We start from the raw sequence: 20,918 nt of genomic DNA on the forward strand, positions 1-20,918 counted from the left end.
TCAGACGAGGATCTCGAGGTCCTCGCGCCGCGTCACACCGCTGGTGTCGACGCTCTGGGCCAGGTCGACGACGAACCCCTTGCCGGGGATCTCGCCCTCGAGGTCGAGCTCCAGCCACGGGATGAGGACGAAGGCGCGCTCGTGCGCCCGCGGGTGCGGGAGGGTCAGCCGCTCGTCGGAGGCGATGCGGTCGCCGACCACGATCAGGTCGACGTCGAGGGTGCGCGGAGCGTTGGGCTCACCACGCTCGCGTCCGAACGCGTCCTCGATGGCAAGGCAGCGATCGAGCAGCGTGTGCACGGTCAGCGTCGTGTCGATGAGGACGGCGGCGTTGAGGAAGTCGCGGGATCCAGCGGGCGCGCCCACGGGCACCGTCTCGTACACCGACGACACGGTCACGACCGTGACCTCAGGAGTGTCCGCGAGCGCGGCGACCGCGCCCTGGACGTTGTTGAGGCGCTCCCCCAGGTTGGAACCGATCGCGATCACTGCCTGCCGGATCGGGCGCATTCCCCCGGTCATCGTGTCGGCATCGGGCATGTGCGGGTTGGGCGTCTCGGTCACGTACGGCTCCGCTCTATCGTCACGGCGACGTCCGAGAACGTCACCGGAATCGGTGCATGGGGCTTGTGAACCGTGACGCTCGCCCACTGCACCGGCTCGAAGCCGAAACAGATCCGGACGATCCGGAGGGCGAGCGTCTCGATCAGGTCTACGGGGTCCGACGTGATGGCGTCCGCGACCCTCTCCGACAACGTACCGTAATGAACCGACGCGTCTAAGCCCCCAGTCTCGGCCGCAACCGTCAGGTCGAGCCCGAGGGCGACGTCCACCACGAACGGCTGCCCTTGCTCGCGCTCGTGCGGGAGGAGGCCGTGATAGCCGTACGCCGTGATCCCTGTGACGGTGATCCGATCGAGGCCTTCGGGCACGCTCATCCCTCCATCACCGGCCCTGAGTGGTGGGACCACAGCTTCCAGCCGGTCGCGGTCTCCACGAGGACGTCGGTCGCGGCGCCGCGGCCGCCGGCGAAGACCGTCGGCTCCTCGCCCTCGGCCTCGGAAAGGACGTTCTCCGTGCACGAGACGATCGCGATGCCACCGCGGTGCTGGACCGTCACGTCGGTGAGGATGAACTGGATGTAGCCGACGCTCGCCATCAGCATCGCGAAGGAGCGCATGATCGCCGACGTGCCCGTGATCGGGGCCGACCCGGGGTGCACGCAGACGGTGTCGTCGCCGGGGAGCCACAGCGAGGTCATGAGGTCGAGGTCGCCGCGCTCGATCGCGTCGTAGAACGCCTCGTGGGTCCGGAGGACGCCTTTCGTCACGTCAGCCATGCCGCCACCGCTCCGCGACTCGGACGGCGTCGGCGTTGTCGGGGACCTCGTGGACCCGGATGGCCCAGGCACCGGCCGCAGCCGCCAGCGCGGTGATCGCGGCCGTCGCGGCCTCGCGGTGGAGCGGGTCGCGGAGTGACCCGTCCGACTCGGCGAGGAGCTCGCCGAGGAAACGCTTGCGGCTCGCCGCGACCAGGAGGGGGTAGCCGAGCTCGGCGAAGGCCTCGAGGTGAGCCAGGATCGACCAGTTCTGGGGTCCGCGCTTCGAGAACCCGATGCCGGGATCGACGACGACCTGCTCAGGCCGCACACCGGCCGCCAGCGCGGCGTCGACGGAGCGCGACAGCTCGCGGACCACGTCGGGGACCAGGTCGTCGTAGCTCGTGGCGTCGGCGCCCTGCATCGCTTCGGAGTGCCCGCGCCAGTGCATGACGACGTACGGGACGCCCGCGCGCGCGGCGACGTCGAGGATGCCGGGATCGGCACGCCCGCCGGAGACGTCGTTGATGATGCGTGCGCCCGCGGCGACGGCGCGTTCGGCGACCTCCGCACGCATCGTGTCGACGGACACGACGACGCCACGCTCGGAGAGGGCACGCACGACCGGCTCGACACGGGCGAGCTCGGTCTCGGCATCGACCCGCTGGGCACCCGGGCGGGTGGACTCCCCGCCGACGTCGATGATGTCCGCACCTGACGCGACGAGGCTCAGCCCCCGGCGTACGGCGTCCTCTGGGTTGAGCCAGCGGCCACCGTCGGAGAACGAGTCGGGAGTGACGTTGACGACGCCCATGACCTGGCACCGCCCGGCGTCCGGCAGTGCACGGACGACACGGCGCTCGAACATCAGCGCGCCTTGATCAGCGACATCGCCTCGGCCCGGGTCGCGGGGTCGCGGAGCTGGCCGCGCACCGCGCTGGTGATGGTCTTCGCGCCCGGCTTGCGGACTCCGCGCATCGTCATGCAGAGGTGCTCGGCCTCGAGCTGCACGATCACGCCGAGGGGCTTGAGGGTTTCGGTGAGCGCGTCGGCGATCTGGGTCGTGAGGCGCTCCTGCACCTGCGGCCGGCGGGCGTACGTGTCGACGAGCCGCGCGAGCTTGGAGAGTCCGACCACGCGACCGTTCTCAGCCGGGATGTAGCCGACGTGGGCGACACCGGTGAACGGCACCAGGTGGTGCTCGCACATCGACCAGAGCTCGATGTCCTTCACCAGGATCAGCTCGTCGTGGTCGACCTCGAAGGTGCGCGACAGGGCGTCGGCGGGGTCTCGGCGCATGCCGGCGAAGATCTCCTCGTACGCCCGGGCCACCCGTGCCGGCGTGTCCTGGAGGCCGTCGCGCTCGGGATCCTCACCGATCGCGATCAGCAGCTCGCGGACAGCCGCCTCGGCGCGCGGGGTGTCGAACGAGGGCAGCGCGTGCCCCGACCGGTCGTACGCCGTCACGTCACCCGACCCCCGGGGTCGGCGGCTCGGGCGCTCCGCCCATCGATCCGCCCGGGCCGTGGACGTCGCCGTCGGCGCCGGGAGCGAGGATGATCGCGCCCTCCTCCGAGTCGTGGCCGAGCTCGTGCCCGTTGACCTCCTTGGGCGACGCCACGGGCGGCAGCGCGGAGGGCTTGCGGGAGGCGGAACCGGTCCAGGCGGGACGCGGGCTGCGTCGGCGCAGCGCCTCGAAGATCGCGGCGACCTCGCCCTTGTCGAGAGTCTCGCGCTCGAGCAGCGCCAGCACCAGCGTGTCGAGGACGTCACGGTTCTCGGCGAGGATGTCGAAGGCCTCCTGGTGGGCGAACGAGATGAACTTGGTCACCTCGTCGTCGACGATCGCGGCCAGCTCCTCGGAGTAGTTGCGCGAGTGGCCGATGTCGCGACCGAGGAACGGCTCGGAGCCGTTCTCGCCCAGGCGCACTGCGCCGATGCGCTCGGTCATGCCGTACTGGGTGACCATCGCGCGGGCGAGGGTCGTCGCCTTCTCGATGTCGTTGGCGGCGCCGGTCGTCGGGTTGTGGAAGACGAGCTCCTCGGCGGCTCGCCCGCCCATCATGTAGGCGAGCTTGTCGAGCATCTCGGCGCGCGTCTGGCTGTAACGGTCCTCGTCCGGCAGGACCATCGTGTAGCCGAGGGCGCGACCGCGCGGCATGATCGTGATCTTGTGCACGGGGTCGCTGCCGGGCAGCGCCGCGGCGACGAGCGCGTGACCGCCCTCGTGGTACGCCGTGATCTTGCGCTCGTGCTCGCTCATCAGGCGCGTGCGCTTCTGCGGTCCGGCGACGACGCGGTCGATCGCCTCGTCGAGGGCGCGGTTGTCGATCTTCTGGCTCGCCGAGCGCGCCGTGAGCAGCGCGGCCTCGTTGAGGACGTTGGCCAGGTCTGCGCCCGAGAAGCCGGGAGTGCGTCGAGCCACGGACTCGAGGTCGACGTCGGCGTCGAGCGGCTTGCCGGCCGAGTGCACGCGGAGGATCTGGATGCGGCCCTTCAGGTCGGGCGCCTCGACACCGATCTGGCGGTCGAAGCGGCCGGGGCGGAGCAGAGCCGGGTCGAGCACGTCGGGACGATTCGTCGCGGCGATCAGGATCACGCCGCCGCGGACGTCGAAGCCGTCCATCTCGACGAGCAGCTGGTTGAGCGTCTGCTCGCGCTCGTCGTGACCGCCGCCCAGGCCCGCACCGCGGTGCCGGCCGACGGCGTCGATCTCGTCGATGAAGATGATCGCGGGAGCGTTCTCCTTGGCCTGCTCGAACAGGTCACGCACACGGCTCGCGCCGACGCCGACGAACATCTCGACGAAGTCGGAGCCGGAGATGGAGTAGAACGGCACGCCTGCCTCGCCGGCCACGGCGCGCGCGAGGAGCGTCTTGCCGGTGCCGGGAGGGCCGTAGAGCAGGACGCCCTTGGGGATCTTGGCGCCGACCGCCTGGAACTTCTGCGGGTCGGCCAGGAACTCCTTGATCTCGCCGAGCTCCTCGACGGCCTCGTCCGCGCCCGCGACGTCGGCGAACGTGGTCTGCGGGGTGTCCTTGGCGACGAGCTTGGCCTTGGACTTCGCGAACTGCATGACGCGGCCGCCGCCGCCCTGCATGGAGTTCATGAGGAAGATGAAGAGGAGGAAGATCAGCGCGAACGGCAGCAGGAGCCCCAGCATGCTGCCGAGGAAGCTGGGCTTCGGGATGTCGACGTCGTACGACTTCATCTCCTTGTCGGCGACGCTCTGGTCGGCGAGCTCGCGCAGCTGGTTGCCCTGGTTGCCCAGCCAGCTCGCACGCACCTTCTTGTCGTCGTCGAGCGTCGCACGGACCTCGTTGTCGCCGGCACCGATGAAGGTGGCCTCGGAGACCTCACCCTTCTCGAAGTACCGCACCATCGTGGCGGTCTCGACCTCTTCGTAGCCGTTGTTGGACGACACGAGCTGGAGAAGCGCGAGCACCGCGATGACACTGATGATGATCCAGAGCCACGGGCCCTTGAAGATGCGTTTGACGTCCATGATCCGAGGCCGCGCCTCGCTCCTCCTGCGTAGGAATGGGTACGGGAAACGACGGTACACGCCGCGCCGACACCGGCGGAGGCCGTTCCGTCCCCTGGTGCTTCAACGTCCGGCACCCCCGCCCATGTTCCCAGAATCGGCGAACTCGTACGCCAGCGGGGCTTCTCGGGTGCTGCGGCGCCTTCAGGAGTAGACGTGCGGGGCGAGCGTCGCGATGTCGCGGAGGTTGCGGTAGCGCTCGTCGAAGTCGAGCCCGTAGCCAACGACGAAGGCGTTCGGGATGTCGAACCCGACGTAGCGGACGTCGACGGCCATCTTCAGCGCCTCGGGCTTGCGCAGCAGCGTGCAGATCTCGACCGACGCCGGCTTGCGCGAGCGGAGGTTCGAGGTGAGCCACGACAGGGTGAGCCCCGAGTCGATGATGTCCTCGACGATCAGCACGTGACGATCGGTGAGGTCGGCGTCGAGGTCCTTGAGGATCCGGACCACGCCCGACGAGGTCGTCCCCGACCCGTACGAGGAGACCGCCATCCAGTCCATCTCGACGTCGCGGTCGAGCGCGCGGGCGAGGTCGGCCATCACCATCACGGCGCCCTTGAGGACGCCCACGAGAAGGAGGTCCTTGCCCTCGTAGTCCCGGGAGATGTCACCGGCGAGCTCACGGAGCCGCGCCTGGATCTCTGACTCGGGGATGTAGGTCTGGTCGAGCGCGAGGTCACCCTCGATCTGCTTCGCGTCCACGGATCCAGACTGACACAGCGGGCCTAACGCCGCGTGCCCGCCCTGCCGAACGCGAGCACCGCGCCGTCGCGCACCGCCGTGATCCCTCCGGGGAGCGCGGGGCCTCCCTGACCGCGCCATCGCACGACGAGCCGCTCGAGGTCGGTGACGTGCGCGGCGGTGAGGTCCGTCGCGGGGCACCCCGCGGCGATCGCGGCCGCCCGGAGCACCCGGGTGCGCAGTGCGCGAGGAAGGGCCACCAGCTCGGCGACGTCGAGGGAGCCGTCGTCGCGGGCCGACTGCTCGTACGCCGCTGCGGCGAGGTCGTCGAGGAGGTCGGCGTCGTCTCGAAGGAGGTCCGCGGTACGCGCGAGGGAGGCGCCGACGCCGGGGCCCAGCGCGTCCTCGAGCCCGGGAAGGACGTCGAGGCGCACCCGCACCCGGGCGTACCGGCGGTCGAGGTTGTGCGGGTCGTCCCACCACGACGCTCCGACGGCGCGGCAGACCTGCTCGGTGTCCGCACGCGTGAGACCGAGCAGCGGCCGGCGCCAGAGACCCGTCCGTGGAGACATCCCGGCGAGCGATCGTGCGCCCGAGCCGCGCGCGAGTCCGAGGAGGACGGTCTCCGCCTGGTCGTCGCGGGTGTGGCCCAGGAGGACAGCGGCGCAGCCGTGCTCGTCGGCGTACGTCGCCAGCGCCGTCTGTCGTGCCGTACGTGCCGCAGCCTCCGGCCCGCCCGCCGACCCGACCTCGACGCGGACGACGTCGGCCTCCGTGCCGAGTCGGCGTACGGCGTCGGCCGCGGCCTGCGCGACCTGCGCGGACTCCGCCTGGAGCCCGTGGTCCACGACGATCGCCCGCACCCGGAGGTCGCGGCGCGTCCCGACGTACGCCGTCAGCACCGCCAGGGCGAGCGAGTCGGCGCCGCCGGAGACACCCACGACGACACCGGCGTCGGCGGGGAGGTCGAGCAGCGCGTCGGACACGGCACGGCGGCCGCGCGACACCGCCGGGTCGGGTCGGCCGTCACCGGCAGCTGAGCCGTCCACGGTCCGCGGTCACCCGTGCACGCGTGCGACCCAGAGGTCGGGCTTCTCGATCTCCGCTGCTGTCGGGAGGTTCACCGGCGAGGCCCAGACCGCGCTGAAGCCTTCGCGCCCGACCTGGCGCTCGACGGTACGGACGAACGCGGCGCCGTCACGGTACTGACGCATCTTGGCCTCGAGTCCCAGCACCTGACGGAGGAGCCGGTCGAGGACCCCTCCTCCCTTGCGCCGCTTCTCGAACTTCTTGCGGATGTGCTTGACCGACGGGATCACCGAGGGCCCCACTCCGTCCATCACGACGTCCGCGTGGCCCTCGAGCAGGGACATCACGCCGGTGACCTTCTCGATCACCTCGCGCTGCTCGTCGTTCTGGAGCACGTCCATCAAGGACACGGACTCGCCGCGGAGGAACCGGCCGGCGGTCTTCGAGGCCTCGCTGAGCGAGCGCGACAGACCGTCGGGGTCCATGTCCGTGGCGTCGACGAGCTGGTCGATCAGGCCCTGCATGTGGTCGCGCATCCACGGCACAGCCGTGAACTGGACCCGGTGGGTCTCCTCGTGGAGGCAGACCCACAGCCGGAAGTCGTGCGGGTCGACGTCGAGCTCGCGCTCGACGTGGACGACGTTGGGCGCGACCAGCAGGAGCCGGCCGCCGGTCGGAAGGCCGTCCCCGACCGCGGGAGCGGTGAAGAACGGGTCGAACTGGCCGAGCACCTTCGTCGACATGAACGCCAGCGCCGTCCCGAGCTCAGCGCCCGTGATCCGCGGACCGACCGAGCGGGCGAAGCGGCCTGGAGTCTCGCCTCGGCTGTGCGCAGCCTTGGCCGCCTTCTCGAGCAGGGGCGCCAGCACGACCTCGAACGACGCGAGGTTGGCGGCGATCCAGCCCGGGCGGTCCACGACGAGGACGGGGGCGCTCGCGGCGGTGGCGGACAGCCCGGTGAACTCGCGGACCGGACCCTCCGACCGCGCCGCACCCTCGCGCAGCTCGGCGACCGCCTCCGCGGCCTGCCCCGTGTCGACCTCCGGACCGGGCCGCGTCATGCGCAGGGCGGTCGCGAGCGCGAAGTCCCAGTCGATCATGCTCTCGGTCATGTCGACGAGCCTACGTGGCCTGCCCTCGCGATCGGACGCACCGCGGGTCGCGTGGTGTGATGCACATAACACGGTTGTTCAGACGCATGACGAGGCCGACCCCAGGGAGTGACGTCATGAGCACGGTCGATCGAGATCCACGGCCGACCCCCACCGATGTCGACAAGGCGTTCCTCGGGACCGCCACGTACCGAAGTCTCGGCGAGCAGAAGCTGTCTCCTCACGAGGAGCGCTTCGAGAAGGCGAGACGCACGTCGGGTCTCGTCCTCGCACCGCTCGCGACGATCGTGATGCTGCTGATCCCGTTCGACCTGCCCGACCAGCAGCACAAGCTCGCAGCGGTCCTCGTCGGCGTCGTGATCCTGTGGATCACCGAGGCCGTCCCGATCCCGATCGGCGGCTTTCTCGGCATCGCCGCGATCGTGCTGATGGGGGTGGTCCCCGCCGACGACGCACTCGCCCCGTTCGGGTCGTCCACCGTCTTCACGTTCATCGGCGCGTTCATCCTCGCGCAGGCGATGCTGAAGCACGGCGTCGCGAAGCGGTTCGCCATGTTCGTGCTCAACCTCCCGGGTGTCGGCAAGTCCACGGCCCGCGTGATCATCGCGTTCGGCGCGATCACGGCGCTCCTCTCGGCGTTCGTCTCCAACACCGCCACCGTCGCCATGCTCCTCCCGACCGCGATCGGCATCCTCACGGTGATCGCGAAGCTCATGCAGTCGCAGGGCATCGTCGAGGAGGACTTCGACCCCCTCCGCCTCCGTGTCGGGGCAGCGCTGATGCTCATGCTCGCGTACGGCGCCAGCGTCGGCGGCCTGCTCACGCCCGTGGGGTCGCCTCCGAACCTCATCGGCCGCGGCCTGATCGAGGAGGCGACCGGCGAGACCATCCCCTTCCTCGACTGGGTGCTGCTCGCGCTCCCGATCTGCGCCGCGATGTTCGTCGCGCTCGCTGTCGTCCTTCTCCTCGTCAACCGTCCGGAGATCAAGAAGCTGGAGGGTGTCGAGGAGTGGGTCGACGCCGAGAAGGCCGAGCTCGGACCGCTGTCACGCGCCGAGAAGAACACGCTGTTCGCGTTCACGGTGACCGTCACCCTGTGGATCCTCCCCGGCATCGTCGCCCTCGTCTCCGGTGCCGAGTCGAGCACCTACGAGTCCGTGTCCGGCCGGCTGGACGAGGGCGTCGTCGCAGTCCTCGGCGCCTCGCTGCTCTTCCTGTTGCCGACGAACTGGGACAAGCGCGAGTTCACCCTCCGCTGGAGCGACGCCGCGAAGATCGACTGGGGCACGATCGTCCTCTTCGGCACCGGCATCATCTTCGGCTCGCTGCTCGCCTCGACGGGGCTCGCCGAGACCATCGGCAACGGCGCCTACAACTGGCTCGGCCTGACCAGCACGCTGCTCCTCACCGCGTTCGCGGTGGTGCTGGCGATCGCGGTGTCGGAGACGACGAGCAACACCGCTTCGGCTGCGGTGGTGGTCCCGATCATCATCCCGATCGCGATGGCCGCCGACGTGAACCCGTTCGTCCCCGCCCTCGCGGCGACGTTCGCGGCGTCGTTCGGCTTCATGCTGCCGGTGTCGACTCCGCAGAACGCGATCGTCTACGGCTCCGGCGTCGTCCCGATCACCCGCATGATCCGCTCGGGCATCTCCTTCGACGTCCTCGGCGCGATCCTGATCCTCATCCTGCTGCCCGTGATGGTGTCGGTGCTCGGACTGGGCGGCTAGCGCCGGTCGACCTCAGCTGGTGCCGCAGGCGCAGGCCGTCAGGCGCGCCGCGATCCGGGAGAGGGTGTCCCGGGCGGCCGTGGTCCTGGCCACCGGGACCCGGTCGGTGAGCACGGCGAAGCCCACCGGCGTGCCGTCGGCGGTGACGGTCGTGCCGGCCAACCCGTGGACACCGGTGAGGGTGCCGGTCTTCGCACGGACCGCGCCCAGCCCGGCCTCCGTCCCGGGCACCGCGAACCTCGTGACGAGGGACCCGCTGAACCCCGCGACCGGATAGCGGTCGAACAGCTCGGTCGCGGTCGACACGGCGGCGAGCATCGAGGTCAGCGTGACTCGGTTGCTGCGCGCAAGGCCGCTGCCGTCGTAGATGCGGTTGCCCTCCCACGGCACGCCCAGCCCGGTCAGGACCTTCTCGACCGCCGCGACTCCCCCGGCGAAGCTCGCAGGCTGTCCGTCGGCGAGCGCGACGTGGCGCAGGAGCACCTCCGCACCCTGGTTGTCGCTGTGCTCGATGACCGACTGCACGATCTGCGCGACCGTGCCGCTGCTGACGGCGGCGATCTCCTCCGACGCCGTCGGCTTCGTGGCCGCGACGACGCCGTCCACCGTGATCCCGCGCGCACGGAGCTGACGCGCGAACACCTGCGCCGCCTGCTTGTCCGGGGTCGCGCTGCGCCGCCAGCCGTCAGCGCCCTGGTCGACCCAGAGCGCGCTGACCGGTGTCGTGACGAACGACGAGATGTAGCCGGACTCCCACTGCGGGTTGACCGCGGGCCCGGTGAAGAGCGAGGCGTCATAGCCGAGCGAGACCGCGGTGACGCCGTCGGCGCGAAGAGCGGTCGCGGTCTGGCGCGCCAGCTGCGCGAGCGAGACGCGCCGGGGGTAGGCCGCGCGCGCCTCCTCGCCGGACGTGGCGGTGAGGTACGGGTCGCCGCCCCCGACGAGCACGATGCGTTGGGGGGAGGCGGCGGGAGCCGTCGTCGCCGTCGCCGTCGCGGACGGCGTACCGGTCGTGGACGGCGTACCGGTCGTGGACGTGTCACGGACGACCGTCGTACGGAACCGGTGCTCCGCGCCGATCGACGTCATCGCCGCCAGGGACGTGAAGATCTTGAGCGTCGACGCCGGGACGAAGGTGCCCGTGCCGCTCGACCACACCTGCTCGCCGCTCGTCAGGTCCGCCACCGCGAAGCCGACGTGTGCGCCGAGCGCCTTGCGCGACAGCAGCGGACCGACCGCCCGCTCCACCGCCGCCGCATCGAGACCGGCCGTGCCGGTGACGGCCTCGAGCGCCGGCCGAAGCACGGGTGCCGCCGGCGTGTCGGGGACCGCAGCCGCTTCCGGGTCCTGGGCGGCGCAGGTTCCGTCGTCACAGACCCAGCGGTCCAGGTAGCCGAGGCTGTAGGCGGCGACACCGCTCCCGGTGAGGACGAGGACGATCGCCAGCAGCGCGAATGGCCAGGCTCGGCCGGACTCGGAGGCTCGCGATCGCATGCGGGCGAGCCTATCCGGCGACGCCGAGGGGCCAGACGGACCTACGATTCATCGCGATCCGGCCCTTATGTGCGACTCTCGTCCCGAGTCGTACGTTCTCGTGGCCGCAAGCGTAGGCTGTTACCTACGTCACAGCCGGTCCCCCCGTGTCCTGCCACTCAGCCCAGGTAGGGGAGACTAGACAGGTCTCGCGCGTCGGATCGGACCGACCCGGACGATGCCGCATCGAGCACTCGCACGAAACCAATGGAGGAACAGTGCTGGAATTCGACGTTACGGTCGAGATCCCCAAGGGCGTACGCAACAAGTACGAGGTCGATCACAAGACCGGCCGGATCCGTCTTGACCGCACTCTGTTCACCTCCACCCAGTACCCGGCCGACTACGGCTTCATCGAGAACACCCTCGGCCAGGACAGCGACCCGCTCGACGCGCTCGTCCTGCTGTCGGAGCCGACGTTCCCCGGCTGCCTCATCCGCTGCCGCGCGATCGGCATGTTCCGCATGACGGACGAGGCCGGCGGCGACGACAAGGTCCTCTGCGTGCCGGTCGACGACCCGCGCCAGGAGCACCTCCAGGACATCCGCCACGTGCCGGAGTTCGACCGCCTCGAGATCCAGCACTTCTTCGAGGTCTACAAGGACCTCGAGCCCGGCAAGTCCGTCGAGGGTGCCGAGTGGGTCGGACGACGCGAGGCCGAGGACGAGGTCGAGGCGTCGTTCAAGCGCCACATCGATCTGGGCACCGAGCACTGAGCTCGCCCCACCGCTGACACGCGCGAAGGCCGCCGATCCCCGCCCGGGTCGGCGGCCTTCGTCGTCCTCGTACGAGGTCAGCGCACGCGGGCGGCGAGGTCCGGCGTGGTCGACGCGTACACCGAAACGACCTGGACGTTCTTGCCGGGTCGCGGCGCCTCGATCATCCAGCCGTCGCCGAGGTAGAGCGCGACGTGGTAGATCGAGCCTGGACCGCCTCGGCTCCAGAACAGCAGGTCGCCGCGCTTCGCATCGGCCAGCGCGATCGGCACCGACGTGGCGTACTGGGCGCCGCTGAAGTGCGGGAGTCCCCTGCCGGCCGCGCCCCATGCCCGCATCGTGAGCCCCGAGCAGTCCCAGACGTCAGGTCCGGCTCCCGCCCACACGTACGGCTCACCGACCTGCTGCATCGCGAACCGGATGGCAGCCTCGACACCCTTCACCCGCTTCGGGGGGTTGGGATCGATCGGCGCGGGCGCCGGTCCGGGAGCGGGCACCGGTGCGGGAGACGGCACGGGTGCCGGCGTGCTGGTGGACGGCGGGAGCTCCGACAGGTCGGCGGGAGGCCGGTTCGCCGACTCCTGCGCCGCCTGCGCGAGCTTCTCGAGCGCCTTCTGCCGCTTACGGGCGATCGTCACCGAGATGCCCTCGGCGTGGGCCAGCTCGCGGATGAGCTGGTCGCGGTCGCGCTGGAGCGCGGCGCGAGCGGCGCTGGCGGCGGCGACCGCCTTCTGTGCCTCCTGCTTCGCCGTCTTCGCGGCGGCGGTCGCCTTCTCCTGCTTGGCGACCGCGACCTCAGCGGCACGCTGCAGTGTCTTGGCGACGGACTCCTTCGACTCGTAGCGCGCGAGGGCGGCTCGGCTCGCGTCACCGACCGCGTCGTACGCGGCGATCTCGTTGAGGATCGCGCCGGGGCCACCGTCGTAGAAGAAGCTGCGGAGCCGGCTGTACGGCTCGCGGGCAGCGACGCCGCCGAGCGTCAACCGCTCGACCACGCGGCGCTCGACCTCGGCCTCCCCAGCGGCGACGCCGGCCTTGCCCTTCGCGGCAGTGACAGCCTTCTGGGCCAGCTGGAGCGCGTACTCGGCGCCGTTGTACTTCTCGGAGGCCGCGGCGGCCTGGGCTGCGAGGGTGTCGACGCGCGCGGTCGCGGCGGCGATGCGTGCGCGGACCGCGGTGACGTCGTCTGCCTTCGCGGCGGCGCGGGCCTGCGCCTGAGCCACGCTCTGAGCGCTGGGGATCTCGTCCGCGTGGGCAGCCGTCACGCCCGTGAAGGTCAGGGCGCCGACAACGAGCAGCGGCGCGAGCGTACGCCGCAGCGCGCCCGTGCCTCCGTGCCGCCCGAGCCTCACGTCGTCCCCCTCACTCGTCGTACCGGACCGGCAGAGCTCGACCCGGCAGATTTTGACTCTACGTCAGTGCCTCGGTCACCACAGCCCGTGCTGCAGATTGGACCTCGGCAAGATGTTCGGAACCCTTGAACGACTCAGCGTATATCTTATAGACGTCTTCTGTCCCGGAAGGTCGCGCAGCGAACCACGCGTGGTCCGTCTCGACCTTGATCCCGCCGATCGCGGCGTCGTTGCCCGGCGCGTGCGAGAGCACCCGGGTGATCGGGTCGCCCGCCAGCTCCGTGGCACGGATCGCGGAGGGTTCGAGGGCGCCGAGCCGGGCCTTCTCGTCGCGGGTCGCCGGGGAGTCGACGCGGGCGTACGCCGGGTCACCGTGCCGCGCGGTGAGCCCGGCGTAGTGCTGGCTCGCGCTCCGTCCGGTGACCGCCACGATCTCCGCGGCGAGCAGTGCGAGCACGAGACCGTCCTTGTCGGTGGTCCAGACGCCGCCGTCCTTGCGGAGGAACGAGGCGCCTGCGCTCTCCTCACCGCCGAAGACGGCCGACCCCGACAGCAGCGGGTCGACGAACCACTTGAAACCGACGGGCACCTCGTACAGGGCACGCCCCGCATCGGCGACGACGCGGTCGATCATGCTCGACGACACCACCGTCTTGCCGACGCCCGCAGCGGCGTCCCACTCCCGGTGCTCTGCCAGGTAGCCGATGGCGACCGCGAGGAAGTGGTTCGGATTCATCAGCCCGGCGTCCGGAGTCACGATGCCGTGGCGGTCCGCGTCGGCGTCGTTGCCGGTCGCGACGTCGTAGCGCTCCCGCTGCGCGACCAGCGACGCCATCGCGTACGGCGAGGAGCAGTCCATCCGGATCTTGCCGTCGTGGTCGAGGGTCATGAAGCCCCACTGCGGGTCGACGGCGCTGTTGACGACGGTCAGGTCGAGGCCGTACTCCTCGCCGATCCTCCCCCAGTACGCGACGGACGCCCCGCCGAGCGGGTCGGCGCCGATGCGGATCCCGGCTCCCGCGATCGCCTCCAGGTCGATGATCGACCCCAGGTCGTTCACGTAGTGCGTGAGGAAGTCGTAGCTCTGGACCCGGTCGCGAGTCTCGTCCGTGGTCGCACGCTTCACCCCGCGGAGCCCGTCGCGGAGCAGGTCGTTGGCACGGTCCTGGATCCAGCCCGTGATGTCGGACCCGGCAGGGCCGCCGTGTGGCGGGTTGTACTTGAAGCCACCGTCGCGCGGCGGGTTGTGCGACGGCGTGACCACGATGCCGTCGACCTGCCCGTGCGCACCCAGACCGTTGAGCCGCAGGATCGCGTGAGAGACCGCCGGCGTGGGCGTGAACCCGTCCTCGGCGTCGACGAGGGTGACGACGTCGTTGCCGATCAGGACCTCCAGCGCGGAGTGCCAGGCCGGCAACGAGAGCGCATGGGTGTCGCGGCCCATGAGGATCGGGCCGTCGATGCCTGCCTGGGCTCGGTACTCGACGATCGCCTGCGTGGTCGCCAGGATGTGCGCCTCGTTGAACGCACCGTCGAGGCTGGAGCCACGGTGCCCGCTCGTCCCGAACGCCACCTGCTGGGCGGGGTCGTCAGGGTCGGGGATGCGGTCGTAGTACGCCGTCGCCAGGGCGTCGAGATCGACGAGGTCCTTCGGCTCGGCCGGTTTGCCGGCCCGTGGATCCACCATGGCCTCAGCCTAGGGCTGTACCGCCTCCGCGTCCGGCGCGCGCATTGGCCCGGCCGGCACGAGGTGGGCGTCGGCGGTCCAGGCGACGACCCAGCCACCCTCGCGGGGGTGGCCGACCAGGTGCAGCGTGCCGTCGATCCGTAGCGGGGCGTCGGAGGTGGTGCGAGCCGCCCACTGGTACGTCGAGTCGCCGATCGTCGCGGTGAGGAGCACCTCGCTCGGCTTGACCGGTCGCGCGTAGTCGACGAGCAGGGCAGTCGCGTGCTCGCGACGGCGCAGCAGCGACGGCAGGGCGAACGGCGAGAACCCGAGCACGAGCCACACGGCGCCGTACGCGATGGAGAGGACGAGTGCGAAGAACAGCAGGCCGTCGAGCGCCAGCGACCCCAGCCAGTCGACGATGCGTTGCCACGCCGGGTACGTGGCGTCCGGCAGCTCGTCCGCGACGAACGCCCGGTCCTCGCCGGGGAAGACGACGACCTCGACGCTGTCGTCCAGGACGACGTCGGAAGCGGGGTACTCGGGGCGCCACAGGCGGAGCGTGCGCCCGCTCTCCAGGCGTACGTACTCGTCGTCCGAGAACGATAGGTGGATCCCGGCCCCATCGTGCTCGTCGCTGTCCCACCCGAGGTAGCGCGCCGTGACGTGCGGCTCGCTCGCGGCCAGCCACTCCGCCCGCGCCTGCATCCACACGCTGTGATGGACGCCGACGGCGATCGCCGCGAGGACGAAGACCCCGGCCACGACCGCCGCGACGGTCCCGAGCACGACGCGGCGGCGCAGCGTGCCGGGGAGTGCAGGCGCCTCGCTGCTCACCACTGACCTGTCACCCACCGATCCGTTCCGACGAGCCGTGGGTACCGCGGCAGGGCGAGGGGCCGAGCACGGAGACGCATCACGGGAGATCCTTCATAGGGGGCAGCCGGATCGTACGGGGCCGCGAACCCCCTTGTCCCCAGAACCGCAGGCCCTGACCCCCGGCCGTACGGACGAGAAGCCGCGGTCCGGTGCCACTCGTGACACCGGACCACGGCCGAACCCTCGCCCGGGGGCGACGAGGGTGGTCTACTTGCTCGCCCCCTGCGACACCGAGCCCTGCAGCTGCCGCTGGAAGATGACGTACACGATCAGCACCGGCACGATCGTGATCACGACGGCCGCGAACAACCGGCCGTAGTCGGTGTTGTAGCCGGCCCTCGACGCGAACGCCGCCATCCCCTGCGACAGCACGTAGTTCTCGCGCTTGGTGTTGAGCGCGACCGGGAGCAGGAACTGGTTCCACAGGCCCAGGAAGTTGAAGATCGCCACCGAGGCGATGCCCGGCTTCGCCATCGGCAGCATCACCTGGAAGAACTTCCGCCACTCGCCCGCGCCGTCGATCTCCGCCGCCTCCGAGACGTCCTGCGGCAGCACCTTGAAGAACGGGTACAGGAAGAAGACGGTGAACGGCAGCGCGAACGCCACGTACGTGACGATCAGACCCGGGAGCGTGTTGAGGATCCCGAAGCCCTTGAGCACGAAGAACAGCGGGACGATCGCCAGGAAGATCGGGAACGTCAGACCCACGAGCATCAGGTAGTAGATGATCCGGTTGCCGGGGAACGCGAAGCGCGCCAGGACGTACGCGCACATCGAACCCAGCAGCATGACCAGGACCAGCGCCGACCCCACCACCACGATGGTGTTGAGGAAGTAGCGTCCGATGCCCTCCGACGTCCACGCCGAGACGTAGTTGTCGAAGCTCCAGTGAGCGGGGAGCGTGAACGGCGACGAGAAGATCTCGCTGCTGGTCTTGAACGACGACAGGAGCGTCCACAGCAGCGGGATGATGACCAGCGCCGCCCAGATGCCGAGGATGACGTGCGCGGCCGTCGAGACCTTGCGGTCACCCTTCCGTCGCTGCCTCTTGCCCGGCGGAGGGGACTCCTGCGCGGCGGGGGGCCGCGACGTGTCGGTGCCCGCGGTCATTGGCGCACCCCTTCCTGTCGGCCGCCCAGCAGGCGGTTCAGCGAGAAGACGATCGCGGCGAAGATGAGCGTCGCGATGGCCATGACGACACCCATCGCGCTCGCGAGCCCGAACTGCCCCTTCTCGAACGCGGTCACGAGCAGACGCTGCGGCATGACCAGCGTCGAGTTCTCGGGACCGCCGCCCGGGTTGAGAGCAGCCATGTAGACGAACGCGTCGAGCGCGAGGATGCCGAGGTAGATGTACGCCGTCTGGACGTTGTCACGGATCAGCGGCAACGTCACCGAGAACGCCGTACGGAGCCGACCGGCGCCGTCGATCCGTGCCGCGTCGTACAGCTCCCCCGGCACGCTCTTGATCGCTGCGACGAACAGCACCATGTAGAACCCCACGAAGCCCCAGATGATGACGAACATCGACGCGGGCATCGCCGTTCTGGAGTCACCGAGCCACGGGAACGACTCGAACCGGTCCAACCCGATCCCGGTGAGGACACCGTTGAGCAGTCCGTTCGACGGGTCGAACATCTGCAACCAGATGAGCCCGATGACGATCGCGGGGATCGTGTACGGGAAGAACGAGATGACACGGTAGAAGCTCGAGCCCTTCAGTCCGCGGGTGGCGCCGTGCGACGAGCCGCCGACCGTGATCATCGTGGCCAGTGCGAACGCGAGCACGACGGTCACGAACGGCACGACGATCGCCAGGATGACGTTGTTGCGCAACGACGTCATGAAGATGTCGTCGTCGAGCAGCTTCTGGTAGTTCTCCAGCCCGATGAAGTTCATGTCGGGCGTGAAGCCGGACCAGTCCGTCAGCGAGTACCAGAACGCCTGGATGAAGGGCCACACCACGAACACCGAGAAGAGCGCCAGCGGCAGGACGAGGAACACCAGCACGAAGCTGATGCGGTCGAACGTCCAGGGCTGCCGCGACTTCTTGCGCGGCTTCTCGGTGTCCGGGGCAGGGACCAGTGGGGATTCGATCACGTGACGGGGATCTTCTTGATCGAGTCGTCTTCACGGATCTTGTCGGTGATGTCCTGCAGGCGCGTCGTCAGCTCCTTCACGCTGGACTTGCCGGCGAGGAAGCTGTTCCAGACGACCAGCTGGTCGACGTTCGTGCCGTAGAGGTCGACGAACGACCAGGTGAAGACGTCGGTGCCCGCCGCGGTGAGCATCTCGCTCTGCGACACGAGCGCCGTCGAGCCGAATCCGTCGGCAGGGACGGTGTCCTTGACGATCGTCGGAGCCAGCTTGGTCTTGGCGAAGTTGGTCGCCGCCTCCTTGGAGAGCATCGTCCGCAGCAGCTCCTTGCCGCCGGGGACGTTCTTGCCCTGCGACGGGATCATGAACGGCTCACCCGCAGCGCTGTGCAGGGCGGTGTACGGCATCGCCGAGTCGGCGGTGACCGTCATCTCCGGGAAGCCCTTCATCTCGAACCCGGCCTTGGTCTGGTCCTTCATCTCGTTCTCGATCCAGGACCCGGACGGGTAGAGCAGCGCGTCCTGGTTGTTGCTCCACTGCGCCTGCGCGGCGGTGAACTGCGTGCCTGCGCCACCGGGCTTGACGTAGCCGGCGTCGATGATCTTGCCCATTCCCTCGAACACGGCCTGCACGGGCTCCATCGACCAGCAGTTGGCCTCGAGGTTCTCCAGCGCCAGCCGGACCTCGTCGCCGCCCTGCTTGATCGCCGACCCGATGGCCAGCGTCTGGTAGTAGGTGGCGGCCTCCTTGCCCCAGAGGAAGAGGTACTTCCCCTTCGCCTTGGCCTTGGCGCCGAGGTCGAGCGCCTCGTCCCAGGTCTTCGGCGGGGTCCAGCCGTTCTCCTCGAACAGGCTCGCGGAGTACCACACCGCGTAGACCGTCATCACGTAGTTCAGGGCCGCCAGCTTGCCGTCGAAGGTGCCGGGAGCCTCGACGCCGCCGAAGAGGGTGTCGCGGATCTTGGTGCCCTCGAGGTTGTTGGCGTCCAGGACGTCGGACAGGTCTTCGACCTGGTCGAGGATCGTGCTGAAGCCGATCGAGTTCTCACCGGAGTTGTCGATGAGGTCGGGCGGGTCGCCGGCGACGAAGCGCGGCTGCAGCTCCTGCGAGATCTCGGTCGTGGGCGACACCTTGACGGTCGAGCCCTCGTGGTTCTTCTGCATGATCGTCGCGGCGAAGGCGACGTAGTCGGTGCCGTAGCCGCCGTCGAAGATGACCGCGTCGGTGGTCGAGTCGGCCGCCATGCCGAACGGGTTGTCGGCGCTCTTCTCGCCACCCTTGGACGCGTTGTCGTCGTCGTTGTCGCTGTTGCTTCCCGCACAGGCAGCGAGCGCGCTGCTGAACGGGACGACGGCAGCTGCTGCGAGGGCGCCTCGAAGCAAGGTGCGTCGGTCGATCGTCTTCTTGTCGATAGTCATGTGAGTGCCTTCCCGGTGGTGGTGTGGTGTCAGGCGTGGCGGCGGAGCCGGTCGCCGTACTGGTCCTCGAGTCGGTGGTTGTGGTCGTCCCCGCCGGGGATGTTGGCGGAGAGATAGATCGGTGGCACGGAGCCGGCGCCCGCGAGGCGTTCGGCGACACCGATCGTGAGGAGCTGCGCGATGAACGCGGCCGTCAGGGAGGACACGGCGCCGATGCCGATGTCGCCGTCCAGCGCGAGGGTCGTGTCGCCGTACGGGGCGAGGTTGTCGATGACGACGTCGGCGACCTCACTGAGGCGCTTGCCGCTCGGGTGCTTCGGCGTGACGCGCGTCGTGTGCTCGAGGCTGGTGACCGCGATGACAGGGTTGCCGTTCTCCTTCGCTTTGAGGGCCGTGCCGACGATGGACCCGTTGACCCCGGAGTTCGAGGCGATCACGAAGACGTCGTCGGGCCCCGGGCCGGAGATCTCCCAGAGCTCGTCGACGATGGAGGGATCGCGCTCGAGCGTCGGGTCGGTCAGGATCGCCACGTCCTGGCTGCCGAACAGCGCGACGTCGCGCAGGGCGATGTTGTTGGTCGGGATCAGCCCTCCGGCGCGGCCGGCGATCTCCATCGCGAACGCCTGCGAGTGGCCGGTGCCGAACGCCTGGACGATGCCCCCGGCCTGCAAGGACGCGGTGATCAGGTCGACCGCGGGGTCGAGCGCGCCCTCCTCGGCGAGCGTCGCGAGCCGGTCGAGCCGGCTGGTGGTCTCGCGCAGGAACTGGGTGGTGGTGTCAGACATGCGGCTCGCTTCCTGAGCTGTCGGAGGGTGTGCCGAGGGTGGCGGGGCGGGGCCGCGAGCGTACGGAGCGGCGGTGCGGGAGGACGGCCATCGCGGAGGCGGCCAGCTTGGTCGTGGTGCGCGCGAAGTCCTGCTGCGCGATGAGCAGGTAGAGGAGGTCCAGCACGAAGAGCTGGGAGTGCTTCGCGGAGAGGTCGTCGGGCTGCAGGTACTGCTCCGGGGCAGCCGCGAGCACGTGCTCCCGGGAGACCGCGGCCAGCGGGGAGTCGGCGCTGTTGGTCAGCGCGACCGTGAATGCACCCGAGGAGCTGGCCTGCGCCAGCATCTGGATCGTCTCGCGGGTGCGACCCGTGTTGGAGATGCCGATGGCGACGCTGCTCTCGTCCTGGATCGATGCGCTCGCCAGGCCGGCGTGGACCTCGGACCAGGCGTGGGCGTCGATGCCGATGCGGTACAGGCGGGACTGCAGCTCGTCCGCCATGAAGCCGCTGCCGCCGATGCCGTAGATGTCGAGGTGCCGGCAGGTCGCGACCGCGCTCGCGATGCGGTCGATCTGCTCGAGGTCGACGGAGCTCGCGGTCGCCTGCACGGAGCGCGTGTGGGCGTGCAGCAGCGAGTGGAGGATGTCGTGGGAGGAGTCCTCCGGGTCGAACGCCCGACCGATGTCGGTGTGCCACGAGGCATGGACGTCGCCTCGGCCGACGTCGGCGGCGACCCCGACCCGCAGGGGGACGTAGCCGGAGTAGCCGATGAGCCGGCAGAACCGCGTGACCGTGGCGGGGGACGTGCCGGCGCGGGACGCGAGCTCGGTGATGGAGAGCTCGAGCGGTGCGGTCGGGTGCTCGAGCAGGAGTGCGGCGATCTTGCCCATGGCGCTCGACATCTGCGGGCGTCTAGCCTGGATCCGCTCGGCCACTCCCAGCGCGCTCGGAGTCGACGCCACGGCGTCGATCAGATCGTCCATGCGCACTCCGTGAAAATTGATCTCAGAGACTTGGAAATTCGTTGAAAACTATTCCCATCACGTGCATGTGGTCAAGATCACTCGCAGTATCGGAT

20 protein-coding genes are annotated in these 20,918 nt (G+C 69.8%); 2 read left to right on the forward strand and 18 right to left on the reverse strand.

Going from position 1 to position 20,918, the window contains the following annotated elements; genetic code table 11:
* The 9 genes from folK to AB3M34_RS19760 all read right to left on the reverse strand — a co-directional run bounded on the left by folK (window position 1) and on the right by AB3M34_RS19760 (window position 7,684).
* Window positions 1-564 (reverse strand): 2-amino-4-hydroxy-6-hydroxymethyldihydropteridine diphosphokinase, encoded by a 564-nt coding sequence (gene folK, locus AB3M34_RS19720; protein WP_370616507.1) that lies wholly within the window; start codon window positions 562-564, stop codon window positions 1-3.
* Complete coding sequence (gene folB / locus AB3M34_RS19725) at window positions 561-938, reverse strand: dihydroneopterin aldolase (RefSeq protein ID WP_370616509.1); 378 nt, start codon at window positions 936-938, stop codon at window positions 561-563. Before folB ends, folK begins: the two co-directional genes overlap by 4 nt.
* On the reverse strand, window positions 935-1,339 hold the full coding sequence (locus AB3M34_RS19730) for a nuclear transport factor 2 family protein (RefSeq protein ID WP_370616510.1): 405 nt from the start codon (window positions 1,337-1,339) through the stop codon (window positions 935-937). The genes folB and AB3M34_RS19730 overlap by 4 nt, the downstream gene beginning before the upstream one ends.
* Complete coding sequence (gene folP / locus AB3M34_RS19735; RefSeq protein WP_370616512.1) at window positions 1,332-2,186, reverse strand: dihydropteroate synthase; 855 nt, start codon at window positions 2,184-2,186, stop codon at window positions 1,332-1,334. Before folP ends, AB3M34_RS19730 begins: the two co-directional genes overlap by 8 nt.
* On the reverse strand, window positions 2,186-2,785 hold the full coding sequence (folE, locus tag AB3M34_RS19740; protein WP_370616513.1) for a GTP cyclohydrolase I FolE: 600 nt from the start codon (window positions 2,783-2,785) through the stop codon (window positions 2,186-2,188). Before folE ends, folP begins: the two co-directional genes overlap by 1 nt.
* Before the next feature lies 1 nt (window position 2,786).
* A complete protein-coding gene (gene ftsH, locus AB3M34_RS19745) occupies window positions 2,787-4,823 on the reverse strand; it encodes an ATP-dependent zinc metalloprotease FtsH (protein WP_370616515.1) in 2,037 nt (678 codons plus the stop codon).
* A 183-nt stretch (window positions 4,824-5,006) separates the two neighbouring features.
* Window positions 5,007-5,564 (reverse strand): hypoxanthine phosphoribosyltransferase, encoded by a 558-nt coding sequence (gene hpt / locus AB3M34_RS19750; protein ID WP_370616517.1) that lies wholly within the window; start codon window positions 5,562-5,564, stop codon window positions 5,007-5,009.
* Window positions 5,565-5,587: 23 nt separating this feature from the next.
* Window positions 5,588-6,592, reverse strand: a complete 1,005-nt coding sequence (gene tilS, locus AB3M34_RS19755) for a tRNA lysidine(34) synthetase TilS (protein ID WP_370616519.1) — start codon at window positions 6,590-6,592, stop codon at window positions 5,588-5,590.
* A gap of 9 nt (window positions 6,593-6,601) precedes the next feature.
* On the reverse strand, window positions 6,602-7,684 hold the full coding sequence (locus tag AB3M34_RS19760; protein ID WP_370616520.1) for a zinc-dependent metalloprotease: 1,083 nt from the start codon (window positions 7,682-7,684) through the stop codon (window positions 6,602-6,604).
* A 116-nt stretch (window positions 7,685-7,800) separates the two neighbouring features.
* Here AB3M34_RS19760 and AB3M34_RS19765 point away from each other — a divergent pair, with 116 nt between their 5' ends.
* The gene (locus AB3M34_RS19765) at window positions 7,801-9,414 is read left to right on the forward strand and encodes an SLC13 family permease (protein WP_370616522.1); all 1,614 of its coding nucleotides are present in this window, start codon (window positions 7,801-7,803) and stop codon (window positions 9,412-9,414) included.
* A gap of 12 nt (window positions 9,415-9,426) precedes the next feature.
* Here AB3M34_RS19765 and dacB read toward each other — a convergent pair whose 3' ends face one another.
* Complete coding sequence (gene dacB / locus AB3M34_RS19770) at window positions 9,427-10,908, reverse strand: D-alanyl-D-alanine carboxypeptidase/D-alanyl-D-alanine endopeptidase (RefSeq protein WP_370616523.1); 1,482 nt, start codon at window positions 10,906-10,908, stop codon at window positions 9,427-9,429.
* A gap of 260 nt (window positions 10,909-11,168) precedes the next feature.
* Between dacB and AB3M34_RS19775 the strand changes: the two genes are divergently transcribed.
* A complete protein-coding gene (locus tag AB3M34_RS19775) occupies window positions 11,169-11,663 on the forward strand; it encodes an inorganic diphosphatase (protein WP_370620077.1) in 495 nt (164 codons plus the stop codon).
* 77 nt (window positions 11,664-11,740) lie between these two features.
* Here the strand turns inward: AB3M34_RS19775 and AB3M34_RS19780 are convergent, their stop codons facing one another.
* The 8 genes from AB3M34_RS19780 to AB3M34_RS19815 all read right to left on the reverse strand — a co-directional run bounded on the left by AB3M34_RS19780 (window position 11,741) and on the right by AB3M34_RS19815 (window position 20,823).
* On the reverse strand, window positions 11,741-13,015 hold the full coding sequence (locus AB3M34_RS19780; protein ID WP_370616525.1) for a C40 family peptidase: 1,275 nt from the start codon (window positions 13,013-13,015) through the stop codon (window positions 11,741-11,743).
* 58 nt (window positions 13,016-13,073) lie between these two features.
* A complete protein-coding gene (pgm, locus tag AB3M34_RS19785) occupies window positions 13,074-14,702 on the reverse strand; it encodes a phosphoglucomutase (alpha-D-glucose-1,6-bisphosphate-dependent) (RefSeq protein WP_370616527.1) in 1,629 nt (542 codons plus the stop codon).
* A gap of 9 nt (window positions 14,703-14,711) precedes the next feature.
* Entirely contained in the window at window positions 14,712-15,536 is an 825-nt protein-coding gene (locus AB3M34_RS19790; protein ID WP_370616529.1) for a hypothetical protein, read from the reverse strand.
* A 231-nt stretch (window positions 15,537-15,767) separates the two neighbouring features.
* Window positions 15,768-16,670: a carbohydrate ABC transporter permease gene (locus AB3M34_RS19795; RefSeq protein ID WP_370616530.1), complete on the reverse strand. Its 903-nt coding sequence runs from the start codon at window positions 16,668-16,670 to the stop codon at window positions 15,768-15,770.
* Window positions 16,667-17,659 (reverse strand): carbohydrate ABC transporter permease, encoded by a 993-nt coding sequence (locus AB3M34_RS19800; RefSeq protein WP_370616531.1) that lies wholly within the window; start codon window positions 17,657-17,659, stop codon window positions 16,667-16,669. Before AB3M34_RS19800 ends, AB3M34_RS19795 begins: the two co-directional genes overlap by 4 nt.
* Window positions 17,656-19,074, reverse strand: a complete 1,419-nt coding sequence (ngcE, locus tag AB3M34_RS19805; RefSeq protein WP_370616532.1) for an N-acetylglucosamine/diacetylchitobiose ABC transporter substrate-binding protein — start codon at window positions 19,072-19,074, stop codon at window positions 17,656-17,658. The genes AB3M34_RS19800 and ngcE overlap by 4 nt, the downstream gene beginning before the upstream one ends.
* Before the next feature lie 29 nt (window positions 19,075-19,103).
* Window positions 19,104-19,859, reverse strand: coding sequence for a sugar isomerase domain-containing protein (locus AB3M34_RS19810; protein ID WP_370616534.1), 756 nt, complete (start codon window positions 19,857-19,859; stop codon window positions 19,104-19,106).
* On the reverse strand, window positions 19,852-20,823 hold the full coding sequence (locus AB3M34_RS19815; protein WP_370616536.1) for a MurR/RpiR family transcriptional regulator: 972 nt from the start codon (window positions 20,821-20,823) through the stop codon (window positions 19,852-19,854). Before AB3M34_RS19815 ends, AB3M34_RS19810 begins: the two co-directional genes overlap by 8 nt.
* Window positions 20,824-20,918: the final 95 nt, after the last annotated feature.

Origin of the sequence: Mumia sp. Pv4-285 (genome assembly GCF_041320275.1) — a bacterium.
Classification (GTDB): domain Bacteria; phylum Actinomycetota; class Actinomycetes; order Propionibacteriales; family Nocardioidaceae; genus Mumia; species Mumia qirimensis.